This is a genomic window from Streptomyces sp. NPDC127117, assembly GCF_042677325.1.
Taxonomy (GTDB): Bacteria; Actinomycetota; Actinomycetes; order Streptomycetales; family Streptomycetaceae; genus Streptomyces.
The window spans coordinates 47,488-60,729 of record NZ_JBHXTM010000050.1; the positions used below are offsets into that span (position 1 = coordinate 47,488).

At 69.8% G+C, this 13,242-nt stretch carries 11 protein-coding genes; 2 read left to right on the plus strand and 9 right to left on the minus strand.

Annotated elements, in window-relative coordinates:
• Nucleotides 1-40: 40 nt before the first annotated feature.
• The 6 genes from ACFVH0_RS32185 to ACFVH0_RS32210 form a co-directional block, all read right to left on the minus strand.
• Nucleotides 41-877 carry a shikimate dehydrogenase gene (locus ACFVH0_RS32185; protein WP_385826005.1) on the minus strand — a complete coding sequence of 279 codons (837 nt, stop codon included), beginning with the start codon at nt 875-877 and terminating at the stop codon, nt 41-43.
• Nucleotides 864-2,582: an endolytic transglycosylase MltG gene (gene mltG, locus ACFVH0_RS32190; RefSeq protein WP_385826007.1), complete on the minus strand. Its 1,719-nt coding sequence runs from the start codon at nt 2,580-2,582 to the stop codon at nt 864-866. The genes ACFVH0_RS32185 and mltG overlap by 14 nt, the downstream gene beginning before the upstream one ends.
• Before the next feature lie 95 nt (nt 2,583-2,677).
• Entirely contained in the window at nt 2,678-3,163 is a 486-nt protein-coding gene (gene ruvX, locus ACFVH0_RS32195; protein WP_124718844.1) for a Holliday junction resolvase RuvX, read from the minus strand.
• Complete coding sequence (gene alaS, locus ACFVH0_RS32200; RefSeq protein ID WP_385826008.1) at nt 3,160-5,829, minus strand: alanine--tRNA ligase; 2,670 nt, start codon at nt 5,827-5,829, stop codon at nt 3,160-3,162. The genes ruvX and alaS overlap by 4 nt, the downstream gene beginning before the upstream one ends.
• Entirely contained in the window at nt 5,829-6,191 is a 363-nt protein-coding gene (locus ACFVH0_RS32205; RefSeq protein ID WP_385826010.1) for a DUF6167 family protein, read from the minus strand. The genes alaS and ACFVH0_RS32205 overlap by 1 nt, the downstream gene beginning before the upstream one ends.
• Before the next feature lie 7 nt (nt 6,192-6,198).
• Nucleotides 6,199-6,636 carry a DUF948 domain-containing protein gene (locus ACFVH0_RS32210; protein ID WP_385826012.1) on the minus strand — a complete coding sequence of 146 codons (438 nt, stop codon included), beginning with the start codon at nt 6,634-6,636 and terminating at the stop codon, nt 6,199-6,201.
• Between the two features lie 207 nt (nt 6,637-6,843).
• Between ACFVH0_RS32210 and ACFVH0_RS32215 the strand changes: the two genes are divergently transcribed.
• Entirely contained in the window at nt 6,844-9,045 is a 2,202-nt protein-coding gene (locus ACFVH0_RS32215; RefSeq protein ID WP_385826014.1) for an ATP-binding protein, read from the plus strand.
• Nucleotides 9,046-9,062: 17 nt separating this feature from the next.
• Here ACFVH0_RS32215 and rpsD read toward each other — a convergent pair whose 3' ends face one another.
• A complete protein-coding gene (gene rpsD / locus ACFVH0_RS32220; protein ID WP_018103888.1) occupies nt 9,063-9,677 on the minus strand; it encodes a 30S ribosomal protein S4 in 615 nt (204 codons plus the stop codon).
• Nucleotides 9,678-9,865: 188 nt separating this feature from the next.
• On the opposite strand from rpsD, the gene ACFVH0_RS32225 reads away from it, so the two are divergent.
• Entirely contained in the window at nt 9,866-10,567 is a 702-nt protein-coding gene (locus ACFVH0_RS32225) for a DUF2470 domain-containing protein (RefSeq protein ID WP_385826016.1), read from the plus strand.
• A 24-nt stretch (nt 10,568-10,591) separates the two neighbouring features.
• On the opposite strand, the gene ACFVH0_RS32230 is transcribed toward ACFVH0_RS32225, so the two are convergent.
• Both ACFVH0_RS32230 and ACFVH0_RS32235 read right to left on the minus strand, forming a co-directional pair.
• Nucleotides 10,592-11,971: a replication-associated recombination protein A gene (locus ACFVH0_RS32230; RefSeq protein WP_385826017.1), complete on the minus strand. Its 1,380-nt coding sequence runs from the start codon at nt 11,969-11,971 to the stop codon at nt 10,592-10,594.
• A 69-nt stretch (nt 11,972-12,040) separates the two neighbouring features.
• Nucleotides 12,041-12,676 carry a vitamin K epoxide reductase family protein gene (locus ACFVH0_RS32235; protein WP_385826019.1) on the minus strand — a complete coding sequence of 212 codons (636 nt, stop codon included), beginning with the start codon at nt 12,674-12,676 and terminating at the stop codon, nt 12,041-12,043.
• Between the last annotated feature and the right edge of the window lie 566 nt (nt 12,677-13,242).

Sequence of the window (13,242 nt, forward strand, 5' to 3'; positions counted from 1 at the left end):
GGTCCAGCAGACGGACGGATCGGCGGGGCCGAGAGCACGGTCAGCGGGCGGCCAGCGCCTGTTCGCCGGCCCGGCGCATGGCGGCCAACGGCGCCGGGGAGCGGCCCGTCATCTGCTCGACCTGAAGGACGGCCTGGTGCACCAGGAGGTCCAGACCTCCGATGACTGGGCCTCCATGGGCCGCCCAGGCGGACGCGAGCCCGGTGGGCCAGGGCTCGTAGAGCACGTCGAAGAGCGTGCCGGGACGCTCCGGTACCGCGCCCACCAGATCGTCGGTGGCCCCGGCCGGGGTGGTAGCCACGACCAGCGGGGCGCGCAGCGCCTGCTCGGCCTCCGCCCAGTCGGCGATCCGGACGTCCACGCCGAGGCGTTCGCCCCAGCCGCGCATCTCGTCACCGCGCTCGCGGCTGCGTACGTAGGCCGTGACCGGTCCGGTGCAGATCTGCGAGAGCGCGGCGAGCGCGGACGAGGCGGTGGCGCCGGCACCGAGGACGGCGGCGGACTCGGCCTTCTCCACCCCACGCTCGCGCAGCGCCGCGATCATCCCGGGGATGTCGGTGTTGTCGCCGGTCCGTCGGCCGTCCTCGGTGAGGACGACCGTGTTGACGGCCTCCACCGAGGACGCGGTCTCGCTGACGGAGTCCAGCAGCGGGATGATCGCCCGCTTGAGCGGCATGGTCAGCGAGAGCCCGGCCCAGGTGGAGTCGAGCCCCTGGACGAAGCCGGGGAGCGCGGCCTCGTCGACCTCGAACCGGTCGTACGTCCAGCCGTCGAGGCCGAGTTCGGCGTACGCGGCCCGGTGCAGCACCGGCGAGAGCGAGTGCGCGATGGGCGAACCGAGGACGGCTGCCCGGCGGGGCCCGTCATTCGAGGCCATGCTGTTCCTTGAACTTGTCGTTGAGCTTCTCGTGCTCGGCGGCTGTCTTGGTGAACTGGGTCTTCTTGCCGTCGAGCGAGATGAAGAACATCCACCCATCGCTGGTGGGACTGAGCGTGGCTCGCAGGGCCTCGTCACCCGGATTGCTGATCGGCCCCGGCGGAAGTCCCGCGTGGTAATAGGTGTTGTACGGGTCCGGGTTGGTCCGGATCTCCTTCGAACTGATCTTGATCTTGCTCTGGTTGTTGAGGTAATTGAACGCGGAGTCGAATTCGAGCTTGCGCATCGTGGCCATGTTGTCGGGCTTCAAGCGGTTGTAGACGACTTCGGCCATCTTGCGGAAGTCGTCGTGCGTGAGGCCCTCCGCCTGCACCAGGCTGGCGACGGTGAGCACCTGCCACGGGCCGTCGAGCTTGTACTTCTTGGCGGCTCCTTCGAGGTCGAGCTTCTCGTACTCCTCGTTGGACCGCGCGACCATCTTCTTGAGGATCGCCTCGGGCTTGGTTTCCTTCGTGACCGGATACGCGGCCGGGTAGAGGAAGCCTTCCAGCGGGTCCTTGACGTCCTTGCCGTTGACCGCCCAGTCGGGCAGGCCGAGTTCGGACCTCTTGGCCGTGGCGATTCCCTTGGTCGTGCCCTTCTTGAGGCTCAGCTTCTTGTCGACCATCTCGTAGACGGCGACATTGCGGAAGCCTTCGGGAATCACCAGAAGATTCTGGCTGTTCGGGTCGACCATCATCTTCACGGCCTCGGCCGCGGACATCTTCTCGTGGAGGAGATACACCCCGGCCTGGATCGACTTCCCCTTGGGGTTCTCGGTCTGCGCGGAGACGAAAGCGTCGACGCTCTTGACCACACCCTGCTTCTTCAGGATGTTGCCGATGTCGTACCCGAACGCGCCCTTGGGGATCTCCACCTCGACCGACCCCGAGCCGCTGCCCGCGTAGTCGGGCGCCGCGCCGAACTTGTCCTTCCAGTACGAGTAGCCGAAGTAGCCCACCCCGCCGAGGCCGCCGACCAGGACCAGCGAGACGACCAGACAGGCACAGCCGTTGCGGCTCTTCTTCTTGCCCTTGCCACGGCGCTCGTTGCCGCCCCGGCTGCCACGGCGTGACTCACGCGGGTCGTCGTCGTACTCGCCGTCCTTGTCGTCGCCGTTGTCGTCGCGTTCGTCGGCGCCCGTGAAGAACGGGTGGGTCTCCTCCGGCTGGACCTCGGGATCCCAGTCCGGAGACTGCGTCGGGGCCTGCTGGGCAGCGGCCTCGCGACGGCCCGGGGGCTGCGGCGGCGGGTAGGCCTCCGGCGTGCCGTAGTGGTCGTGCGTCTCGCCGTAGCCGCTCTGTCCCCCGCCGTACGGGTCGGCCGCCGGCTGGGTGTCGTACGGCATCGCGGCGGGCTGCTGCCCGGTGCCCCAGCCGCCGTTGTCGTACTGCGGCTGCTGGGGCTGCTGGGGCTGCTGCGCGTACGGGTCCTGCTGGACTCCGTAGCCGGGCTGCTGCTGGTACTGCTGCTGGGCGTACGGGTCCTGCGCCTGCGGGTGTTGCGGCTGCTGCGCGTACGGATCGTGCGGGTAGGGCTGTTGCTGCTCGCCGCCGTACTGGTTCTGGCCGTGGGCAGACTGCTGTCCTCCCCATCCCTGGTCCCCGTACAAGGGGTCCTCGGGATGCCACGGTTCGGAGCCGGGGCCCCGGCCATACTCAGTCATCGATCCCCTAGAGCCGCGAGACGACGTTCCGTCTCTTGCTGTGCGGTGTTTGTTCGAAGCACCGCCGCATCGCGCGGAACGTTACCGTATCGCGATCAGGCAACCACTTCGACGCCTTCGCCGGGCGCTCGGCCCGACGCCCGTTCGGACTCCAGAGCGTTCTGAAGGATCACCACAGCGGCAGCTTGATCGATGACGGATCGGCCTTTCTTGGACTTCACGCCCGAAGCGCGCAGCCCTTGACTGGCCGTCACTGTGGTCATCCTCTCGTCCACCAGTCGCACCGGAATGGGCGCGACCGCGCGGGCGACCTCCTGGGCGAAGACCCGGATCTTGGCGGCGGCGGGTCCTTCACCGCCGCCGAGGGACCGCGGCAGACCGATGATGATCTCGATCGGCTCGTACTCCTCGACGATCTGCCCGAGCCGCCGGTGGGCCGCCGGGACATCACGTCCCGGAACGGTCTCCACCGGCGTGGCGAGGATCCCGTCGGGGTCGCACGAGGCGACCCCGATCCGGGCGTCCCCGACATCGATCGCGAGACGACGACCGCGGCGCATCTGCGTCATTCCCGTCGTCACGCCGTCTCGGTGACGAGGCGTTCGACGGCGGACACCGCGGCGCCGATGGCCTCGGGGTCCTGGCCGCCGCCCTGGGCGACGTCCGGCTTGCCGCCACCGCCGCCGCCGAGGGTCTTGGCGGCGGCACGGACCAGGTCACCGGCCTTGAGACCGCGCTCGCGGGCGGCCTCGTTGGTGGCGATGACGGTGAGCGGACGGCCGTTGGCGGTGGTGAACAGGGCCACGACGGCCGGGCGGCCGCCCTGGATGCGGCCACGGACGTCGAGGACGAGCCTGCGCAGGTCGTCGGCGGTCGTGCCGTCGGGGACCTGGCCGGTGACCAGGGCGACGCCGCGTACGTCCTTGGCGGACTCGGCCAGTCCGGCGGCGGCCTGGAGGACCTTCTCCGCGCGGAACTTCTCGATCTCCTTCTCGGCGTCCTTCAGCTTGCCGAGCATTCCGGCGATCTTCTCCGGGAGCTCCTCGGGACGGCCCTTGACCAGCTCCTGGAGCTGGGCGACGACCGTGTGCTCCTTGGCGAGGAAGTTGTACGCGTCGACGCCGACGAGGGCCTCGATGCGCCGCACACCGGAACCGATCGACGACTCGCCGAGCAGCTTCACCAGACCCAGCTGGGCGGTGTTGTGGACGTGCGTACCGCCGCAGAGCTCCTTGGAGAAGTCCCCGATGGTGACGACCCGGACCCGCTCGCCGTACTTCTCGCCGAACTCGGCGATGGCGCCCTGCTTCTTGGCCTCGTCGATCGACATGACCTCGGCCTGGACGTCGAGTTCGCGGGAGAGCACGTCGTTGATCTTCTGCTCGACGTCGGTCATGACCGAGCCGGGGACGGCGTTCGGCGAACCGAAGTCGAAGCGGAAGCGGCCGGGCTGGTTCTCCGAACCGGCCTGGGCGGCCGTCGGGCCGAGCGCGTCGCGCAGGGCCTGGTGCGTGAGGTGCGTGGCCGAGTGGGCGCGGGCGATGGCGCGGCGGCGCTTGACGTCGATCGAGGCGAAGACCGGAGCGCCGACGGTGACCTCGCCGACCTGGACGACACCCTTGTGGACGTGGACGCCGGGGACCGGCTTCTGGACGTCGCGGACCTCGATGACGGCGCCGGTGTCGAGCCTGATCCGGCCCTGGTCGGCGATCTGGCCGCCGCCCTCGGCGTAGAACGGGGTGCGGTCGAGGACGACCTCGACCTCGTCGCCCTCGGACGCGGCCGGGGAGGACACACCGTCGACGAGGAGGCCGACGATGGTCGACTCGCCCTCGGTGGTGGTGTAGCCGGTGAAGTCGGTGGCGCCGGAGTTGTCGGCGACCTCGCGGTAGGCGGACAGGTCGGCGTGACCGGTCTTCTTGGCGCGGGCGTCCGCCTTGGCGCGGTCCCGCTGCTCCTTCATCAGGCGGCGGAAGCCCTCCTCGTCCACGGAGAGGCCCTGTTCGGCGGCCATCTCCAGGGTGAGGTCGATCGGGAAGCCCCAGGTGTCGTGGAGCAGGAACGCCTTGTCGCCGGCGAGGACCTTGCCGCCGGCGGCCTTGGTCTCGGTGACGGCGGTGTCGAGGATGTTGGTGCCGCCCTTGAGTGCCTTGAGGAAGGCGGCCTCCTCGGCGAGGGCGACGGTCTCGATGCGCTTGCGGTCGGTGATCAGCTCCGGGTACTGCAGCCCCATCGTCTCGATCACGACGTCGACCAGGTCCTTGACGACCGGTCCGGTGGCACCCAGCAGCCGCATGTTGCGGATGGCGCGGCGCATGATCCGGCGCAGCACGTAGCCGCGGCCCTCGTTGCCCGGCGTGACGCCGTCGCCGATGAGCATCACGGAGGTGCGGATGTGGTCGGCGACCACGCGGAGCGAGACGTCCGAACCGTGTTCGGCGCCGTAGCGGACGCCGGTCAGCTCGGTGGCCCTGTCCATGACGACGCGCAGGGTGTCGGTCTCGTACATGTTCTGTACGTCCTGCAGGATCATGGCCAGGCGTTCCAGGCCGAGACCCGTGTCGATGTTCTTCGACGGCAGGTCGCCGAGGATCGGGAAGTCCTCCTTGCCGTCACCGGCGCCGCGCTCGTACTGCATGAAGACCAGGTTCCAGATCTCCACGTACCGCTCGTCGTTGACGGCCGGGCCGCCCTCGACGCCGAACTCGGGGCCGCGGTCGTAGTTGATCTCGGAGCAGGGGCCACAGGGTCCGGGGACGCCCATGGACCAGAAGTTGTCCTTCTTGCCCAGCCGCTGGATGCGCTCGGCCGGCACACCGATCTTGTCGCGCCAGATGGCCTCGGCCTCGTCGTCGTCGAGGTAGACCGTGATCCACAGCCGCTCGGGGTCGAGACCGAAGCCGCCGTCCGCCACGGAGCTCGTCAGAGCCTCCCAGGCGTAGCTGATGGCGCCTTCCTTGAAGTAGTCGCCGAAGGAGAAGTTGCCGCACATCTGGAAGAACGTGCCGTGCCGGGTGGTCTTGCCGACCTCTTCGATGTCCGGCGTACGGACGCACTTCTGCACGCTGGTGACGCGCGGGGCGGGCGGCTTGACCTCGCCGAGGAAGTACGGCTTGAAGGGCACCATGCCCGCGGGGACCAGCAGCAGAGTCGGGTCGTCCGCGATGAGCGACGCCGAAGGGACGACGGTGTGACCGCGCTCCTCGAAGAAGCTCAGCCAGCGGCGACGAATTTCAGCCGACTCCATCAGTGGTCCTCATTCCGGTTGTACGACTTGTAGGGGAGCTTGCGGTATTCGGTGGCCCCGAGGGACCTTTCGGGTCCGACGGGCTCGGACGCCTCGACGACGTAGTGCCGCCGCAGCGGGAGGTCCGGGTCGACCGGCGCCTGAAGGCCCAGCGCCTCGCCCAGTTCGGCTTCGCGCCGCGCCATGGACTCACGGACGTCCAGGGCGAAGTCCTTGAGCTTGTGCCCCGTCTCGATCGCCCGGTCCGCGGCCTGCGCCGCGAGGCTCTCGGGGGTGAGCTGCTTGAGCTTCCGGTTGACCTTGGCGGTGGCCCAGACACCGGCGGCGGCGCCGGCGGTGAACCAGAACGTACGGCGGAACATGGCTGCGTCAGTCCTTCGATCCGCGGGAGTTTCTGCCGTTGCGCTTCCTGCCGCGTGCGGACGGCACGGTACGGCCGACGACCACGGCGCGGCGGGCGGGTTCCGGTTGGGCATCCGCCTTGCGGCCGATCGCCCGCCGCACCCCGTAGCCGAACGCGGCGACCTTGACGAGCGGGCCGCCGAAGGTCGAGGCCACGGTGGTGGAGAGCGCTGAGGCGTTGGAGGTGACTTCCTGGACGTCCGTGGCGATCGCGTCGACCTTGTCGAGCTGGGTCTGCGCGGAACGCACCGTCGCGGAGGCGTCGGCGAGCAGCGGGACCGCCTGTTCGGTCACGTCCGCCACGAGCTTGGTGGTCGCCCTGAGCGTCTGGGCCAGCCTCACCAGCACGACGGCGAGGAACGAAACCAGGATCGCCCAGAAGACGGCCACCAGGATCCCGGCCACCTCTCCACCGGACACAGTGCACCGCTCTCTAGCTTGTCGCTGTCTCTGTTCTGTCTCTCCGGCGAGGGCCGTCGCAGCGGCCCATCGTCGTCCCCCGAGCCTATCGCGCCGGTGGTCTCACCCCGTACCGCATTACCCGCGGGAAGGGCGGGCGTTGCCATAAGGAGATTGTACGGAGAGCTTTCGGGCCAGTACCCTGCGTGTCTCATGCGACGCCCCCAGCGCTCCGTTCCGTCCCCCCACGAACCGAACGGCCCCACCGCGCCCGGAAACCTCCCGGCGGAACTGAACAGATTCGTCGGACGGCAGAACGAACTCGTCCGTCTCGCTCAGCTCCTGGAAGAGTCCAGGCTCGTCACCGTGGTCGGCGTCGGTGGCGTGGGCAAGACCCGCTGCGCCGCCAGGATCGCCGCGCTTCTGGAGAAACGGTACTGCGACGGTGTCCGGATGGCCGAGCTCTCCGCCGTCCACGACCCCGAGCTGCTGGAACACGCCCTGGCCGACGCCCTGGGACTCACCGACCACACCGGCAGGCCGCCCCGCACCACCCTCGTCGAGCACCTGGCCGACCGCCGTCTCCTCCTGGTGATCGACGGCTTCGAGCACTTGGTCGACGCCTGCGCCGACCTCGTACGGGAACTGCTGCGCCGGGCCCCGCACCTGCGGGTGCTGGCCGCCGGGCGGCTGCCGCTGGAGCTGGACGGGGAGTTCGTCTTCCCGCTCCCGCCGATGACGGACGAGGACGCGATGCTGCTCTTCACCGAACGGGCCGTCGCCGTGCGGCCGGACTTCCGGCTGACCGACGAGAACCGCGCGACCATCTTGGAGCTGTGCCGCCGGCTGGACGGAATCCCGCTCGCGCTGGAGCTGGCCGCCGGGCGGCTGCGCGCCCTGTCCACCGTCCAGGTGCTGCAACGCCTGGACGACCGCTTCCGGCTGCTGACCGGTTCGAGCCGCAGCGCCCTGGCGCGCCACCAGACGCTCCGTACGGCCGTCGGCTGGAGCCATGAACTCTGCGCTCCTGAGCAGCGGTTGCTCTGGGCCCGGCTCTCGGTCTTCGCCGGGCAGTTCGACCTGGAGGCCGTCGAATACGTCTGCAGCGGCGCCGATCTGCCGGCCGATTCGGTGCTCGACGTGCTCTCCGGGCTGCTCGCGCAGTCCGTCGTGCTGCGCGAGGACACGGTGCAGGGCACCCGCTACCGGATGCTGGACACGGTGCGGGAGTACGGCGCCGAGTGGCTGGCGGCCACCGATGACACGGACCGGCTGCGGCGCCGCCACCGGGACTGGTTCCTGGGGCTGGCGACCTGGTGCGAGCTCGACTGGTTCAGCCCGCGCCAGGGCGAGGTGGCCGCCCGGGCCGGGAGCGAGCTGCCGAATCTGCGGCGGGCGATGGAGTATTCGCTGGAGAGTCCGGGCGAGGCCCATCTCGCGCAGTACCTGGCGGGCACCCTGTGGTTCCTCTGGGTGGGCTGCGGGCGGCTCTCGGAGGGCCGGCACTGGCTGGACCACGTGCTGGAGGAGGACTCCGCGTACGACTCCTCGCGGCTGAAGGCGCTGTGGGTGCTCGGTTATGTGGCCGTGCTGCAGGGCGATCCGGTCGGCGCGGTCTCCGCGCTGCAGGAGTGCCGCGACGAGGCGGACCGGGCCGGTGACTCCACGGCGCTCGCGTACGCGGTGCACCGGACGGGCTGTCTGGCGCTCGTCACCGACGACATGGTCCGGGCCCAGGAGCTGCTGGGCGAGGCGCTGCGCCGCTACCGGGAGCTCGGCGAGCTGAACAGCAATGTGCTGATGGCCCAGATCGAGCTCGCGATGACGGTCGGATTCCAGGGGGATCTGGACGGGGCGGCCACCATCTGCGAAGAGGTCCGGGAGATCTGCGAGGACCACGGGGAGCGGTGGGCCCTGTCGTACGCGCTGTACGTACTGGCCTTCGCGGCGTTGCAGCGCGGCCGGCCGGAACGGGCCCGGGAACTGCTCGGAAAGTCGCTGGCGATCAGCCACGCCTTCCACGACCTGCTCGGCTCGGTGCTCGCCCTGGAGCTGCTGGCGCTGATCACCGCCGTCGAGGGCGATCCGGCGGAGGCGGCGGTGCTCCAGGGGGCCGCCGACCGGATCTGGCCGTCGGTGGGGCTGCCGCTGTTCGGGTCGGCGCACTACGGGCAGCCCCGGGTGCGCTGCGAGGAGCTGGCCCGCCAAGAGCTGGGCGACGACCGGTACGAAGCAAAGCTGCGCGCGGGCGGGCAGCTCGATCCGGACACGGCGGTGGCCAGGGCTCTGGCGAGCGGCCCCGCGGGCCACCGGGAGACTCCGGAGCGGCTGCCCGGGGCACTGCCCGGCCCCGGGAAAACGCGGAGGCCCGCCACCTCCCGTGCTTCGGGGAAGGGCGGGCCTGAGCGCTGGTGAGAGCGACTACGCCTGGATCAGCGGGCGTAGTACTCGACGACGAGCTGCTCGTCGCAGATCACGGGGATTTCCTTGCGGTTCGGGTCCCGGTCAAGGCGGAAGGCCAGGGCCTTCAGGTTCACCTGCAGGTAGCGCGGGGTCTCACCGTCGGTGTCGTAACCACCCTCGCGGGCAACCTGGAAGGGGTGCTTGTCGCGGCTGCGCTCGCGGACCATCACGATGTCGTCGGGACGGACACGGAACGACGGCTTGTCGACCTTGCCACCGTTGACCTCGATGTGGCCGTGGACGACCATCTGGCGGGCCTGGTAGATCGTCTTGGCGATACCCGAACGCAGGACCAGGGCGTCGAGACGGCGCTCGAGCTCGACGACGAGCGCCTCGCCCGTCTTGCCCTCGGCCTTCTTGGCGCGGTCGTAGGCACGCGCCATCTGGCGCTCGCTGATGTCGTACTGCGCACGCAGGCGCTGCTTCTCCAGCAGACGGACCTTGTAGTCCGAGTTCTGCTTGCGACCACGGCCGTGCTCGCCCGGCGGGTAGGGGCGGGCCTCGAAGTACTTGACGGCCTTCGGCGTCAGCGCGATGCCGAGCGCGCGGCTCTTCTTGACCTTGGGACGCGACTGGTTAGGCACGTTCTCCAGACCTCCGTTGTAGGTTAGGTTAGGCTCACCTTACTTAAGGAGATCGCATGTCTCGCCCGGGGAACACCAGTCACATCACGGACAGCACTGACAGCGTCGACACCCCTCAGGGTGCCGATACGACGGAGGACCGATCAGATCGTGGTCAGCCGCGTCCCGGCGGGCTTGAAAACACTCGGATGCCGTCAGCAGCCGAGCGCACACGAACTCTCGTACAGAGTACCTGCTCGTCGGTGCTGCTCATCCCCGGGGTGGACGCAGCGGCCTGGGACCAGCTGATGCCGCTCACCCGGAGCATCGGTCCCGACGGGGATCTGTTCCTCGAACTCCCCGCCGATTCCCCGGTGGTACGGACCGCGACACACGCCGAGGACGACGAGCTGTCGGCTGTGCTGGAGCTCACGGATGTGGCCCCGGTATCCGTCCCGCACCGCATCCGCGGCCGCGCCTGGGTCTCGGGCCGGCTCACCACCGTACCCGGCCTGTCGGGGCCCGGCCGGATGACGCTCAGGCTGGAGACGGGCGAGGCGTACGTCGACGACCTGTGGGGCGCCGAGGAGGTCGAGCCGGAGGAGTTCCGGGACGCGGCCCCCGATCCGCTGATCGAGTACGAGACGGAGCTGTTGCAGCATCTGCACGCGGCGCACGGCGAGCAGCTGGCGACGCTGTGCGGGCTGCTGGGCGGACGGACGGAGGGCCGCTGCGCCGCCCATCTGCCTTCCGTCGTGCCGCTCGCGCTGGACCGGCACGGGCTGCGGCTGCGACTCCGCGAGGACCGGGGGCGGTGCTACGACGCCCGCTTCGAATTCCCCGCTCCGGTGCGCGACGTCAACGAACTGCGCGACGCGATGTACACGCTCTTCGAGGCGGCGGCGCGCTGACCGGGGGCGTGGCCCCGCACTCCCTCAGCCCGCGGACGGGCCGGTGCCGTCGCCTGCGGTGCGGCCGAGCCGCTCGCGGACCCGCTCCACCACATCCGCGTAGCGTGCCTCCGCGCCGTAGCGCGTGGGCTGGTAGTAGTGCTTGTCACGCACCGCGTCCGGGGCGTACTGCTGGGTGGCGATGCCGCCGGGGACATCGTGCGGATACACATAGCCCTGGGCATGGCCCAGCTTGGCGGCGCCCTTGTAGTGGCCGTCACGCAGATGGGCGGGAACGGGGCCCGCGAGCCCTTTCCGTACGTCCTCCTGGGCGGCGAAGATCGCCAGGGTCGCCGCGTTGGACTTGGGGGCGAGGGCCAGGGCGATCGTGGCATGGCTCAGGGTCAGCGCCGCCTCCGGGAAACCGATCATGGCGACCGCCTGGGCGGCCGCGACGGCGGTGGGCAGCGCCGTGGGGTCGGCGAGACCGATGTCCTCGCTGGCCGAGATCATCAGCCGCCGGGCGATGAACCGGGGGTCCTCCCCCGCCTCGATCATCCGGGCCAGATAGTGCAGCGCCGCATCCACGTCGGAGCCGCGGATCGACTTGATGAGCGCGCTCGCCACGTCGTAGTGCTGGTCGCCGTCCCGGTCGTACTTGACGGCCGCACGATCGACGGTCTCCTCCAGGGTCAGGAGACTGATCTCCTTCTCCTGCTTGGACAGCGCGGCACCGGCCGCGGCCTCCAGCGCCGTCAGCGCCCGGCGGGCGTCGCCGCCCGCGATCCGCAGCAGATGCGCCTCGGCCTCCTCCGGCAGCGTCACCGCGCCGCCGAGCCCCCGCTCGTCGGCCAGGGCGCGCTTCAGCAGCCCGCGCAGATCGTCGTCGGTGAGCGATTCCAGGGTGAGCAGCAGCGAACGGGACAGCAGCGGCGAGATGATCGAGAAGTACGGATTCTCGGTGGTCGCCGCGATCAGCGTCACCCAGCGGTTCTCCACCGCCGGCAGCAGGGAGTCCTGCTGTGCCTTGGAGAAGCGGTGGATCTCGTCGAGGAAGAGGACGGTCTCCTTGCCGTAGCCGCCGGTGGCTCGGCGCGCGCCCTCGATGACGGCGCGCACCTCCTTGACGCCCGCGGTGATCGCGGAGAGTTCGACGAAGCGCTTGTTGGTGGCCTTGCTGACCACGTAGGCCAGAGTCGTCTTCCCGATGCCGGGCGGGCCCCACAGGATCACCGAGGACGGACCCGCCGGCCCGCCGTTCCCCTCGCCGACCAGGCGGCGCAGCGGCGAGCCCGGCCTGAGCAGATGCTGCTGGCCGACAACCTCGTCGAGGGTGCGGGGGCGCATCCGGACAGCCAGTGGGCTGCTGGACAGGTCCTTCTCCTGGCGGTCTTCGGCGGCTGCGGTAAAGAGGTCGGGCTCCACGTTTTGAAGCCTATGCCACGGCACTGACATCCCTGCCGGGCCGGTCGCCCGGGAGGGACGGGGCGCCGGTCAGCTGGTCCAGAAGTCCCACCAGCGGGTCAGGATCAGCATGCCGATGATGCCGATCCACAGGACCGGCGGCACCCAGTGGAACTCGGTGAGGCCGTTGCGCAGCCAGTTCGGCGCGGGGATGATGCGGTGCTTGATGTTGTGCGTGGTGATGTAGCAGAACATGATGATCGTGGCGACCCAGGCCAGGCAGCACCAGAGGCAGAGCGAGTTGATGTTGTAGAGCGACTGGTACTGGAGCCAGGTGCAGAAGCCGACGCCGAACAGCGTGCCTGCGTTCATCCCGAGCCAGTACCAGCTGCGGAAGCGGGCGCCCGCGAGCAGCGCCAGCCCGATGCCGATGATCACGGGGTAGGTGGCCATGCCGAGCATCGGGTTCGGGAAGCCGAAGGCGGCCGCCTGATCGCTCTTCATGATGTTGCCGCACGCGACGACCGGGTTGAGGCTGCACCCCGGTGTGAAGTTGGGGTCCTCCAGCAACTTGAATTTGTCGATCGTGATGACCCATGCGGCGAGGAGTCCGGCAGCGCCCGTGATCACCAGCAGCAGTGCGAGCGCCCGACTGCCGCCGATGGTCCTCTTCCCGCCGTCCTCGTCCTGTTCGGAGGAGGGATGGTCAACCGCTGCAGTCGTCATATCGCCGTTCCATCAGTGAGTGGCCTGCTGGGCACGGTCATTGTGCCGTACCACGGCACAGGTCTTCTGTTCGATGGACATAAAGGTGTACCCAAGGGCCTGCGCACGACCGGCGCGGAACGCAGAGGTCCGGGCGAGGCTCCGCGCGTTGTCCGAACTCGCGGTGGAGGTAGGCGGCGTGACGAAGCGCTACGGCGAACCGGCCGCAGTCGACGGCCGGACCTGGGAATCCGGCGGGGCGAGGTGCCCGGAATCCTCGCAGCGAACGGGGCCGGGAATGGCACGACGGTGGAGATCCCGCGGGGCCATCGCGGTCGTGACGGGGGGACCGTCAGGGTGCTCGGCGTCGGCCCGGCCCGCGCCGACCATCGTTGGCGTTCCCGGGTCGACACCGTCCAGCAGGGTGAATGCGCACTCGTCGAGTTGACGGTACGCGAGACGGTGGCCCGCTTCGCCGGCCGGAGAAGGCCGGGGCGGTGGGCGTGTGCGGCTCCGGGGTGGGGCGGGGGGGGCACCCCCCCCCCCCCCCCCCCCCCCCGCCAGACCCGCCCCCCGCGCTCACCCCC

What these genes read in the sequence shown, in the direction of transcription:
- ACFVH0_RS32235 (WP_385826019.1), bottom strand. Translation starts at nt 12,676, where the DNA reads ATGACGACTGCAGCGGTTGACCATCCCTCCTCCGAACAGGACGAGGAC.
- ACFVH0_RS32205 (WP_385826010.1), bottom strand. Translation starts at nt 6,191, where the DNA reads ATGTTCCGCCGTACGTTCTGGTTCACCGCCGGCGCCGCCGCCGGTGTC.
- ACFVH0_RS32215 (WP_385826014.1), top strand. Translation starts at nt 6,844, where the DNA reads ATGCGACGCCCCCAGCGCTCCGTTCCGTCCCCCCACGAACCGAACGGC.
- ACFVH0_RS32225 (WP_385826016.1), top strand. Translation starts at nt 9,866, where the DNA reads ATGCCGTCAGCAGCCGAGCGCACACGAACTCTCGTACAGAGTACCTGC.
- mltG (WP_385826007.1), bottom strand. Translation starts at nt 2,582, where the DNA reads ATGACTGAGTATGGCCGGGGCCCCGGCTCCGAACCGTGGCATCCCGAG.
- alaS (WP_385826008.1), bottom strand. Translation starts at nt 5,829, where the DNA reads ATGGAGTCGGCTGAAATTCGTCGCCGCTGGCTGAGCTTCTTCGAGGAG.
- ACFVH0_RS32185 (WP_385826005.1), bottom strand. Translation starts at nt 877, where the DNA reads ATGGCCTCGAATGACGGGCCCCGCCGGGCAGCCGTCCTCGGTTCGCCC.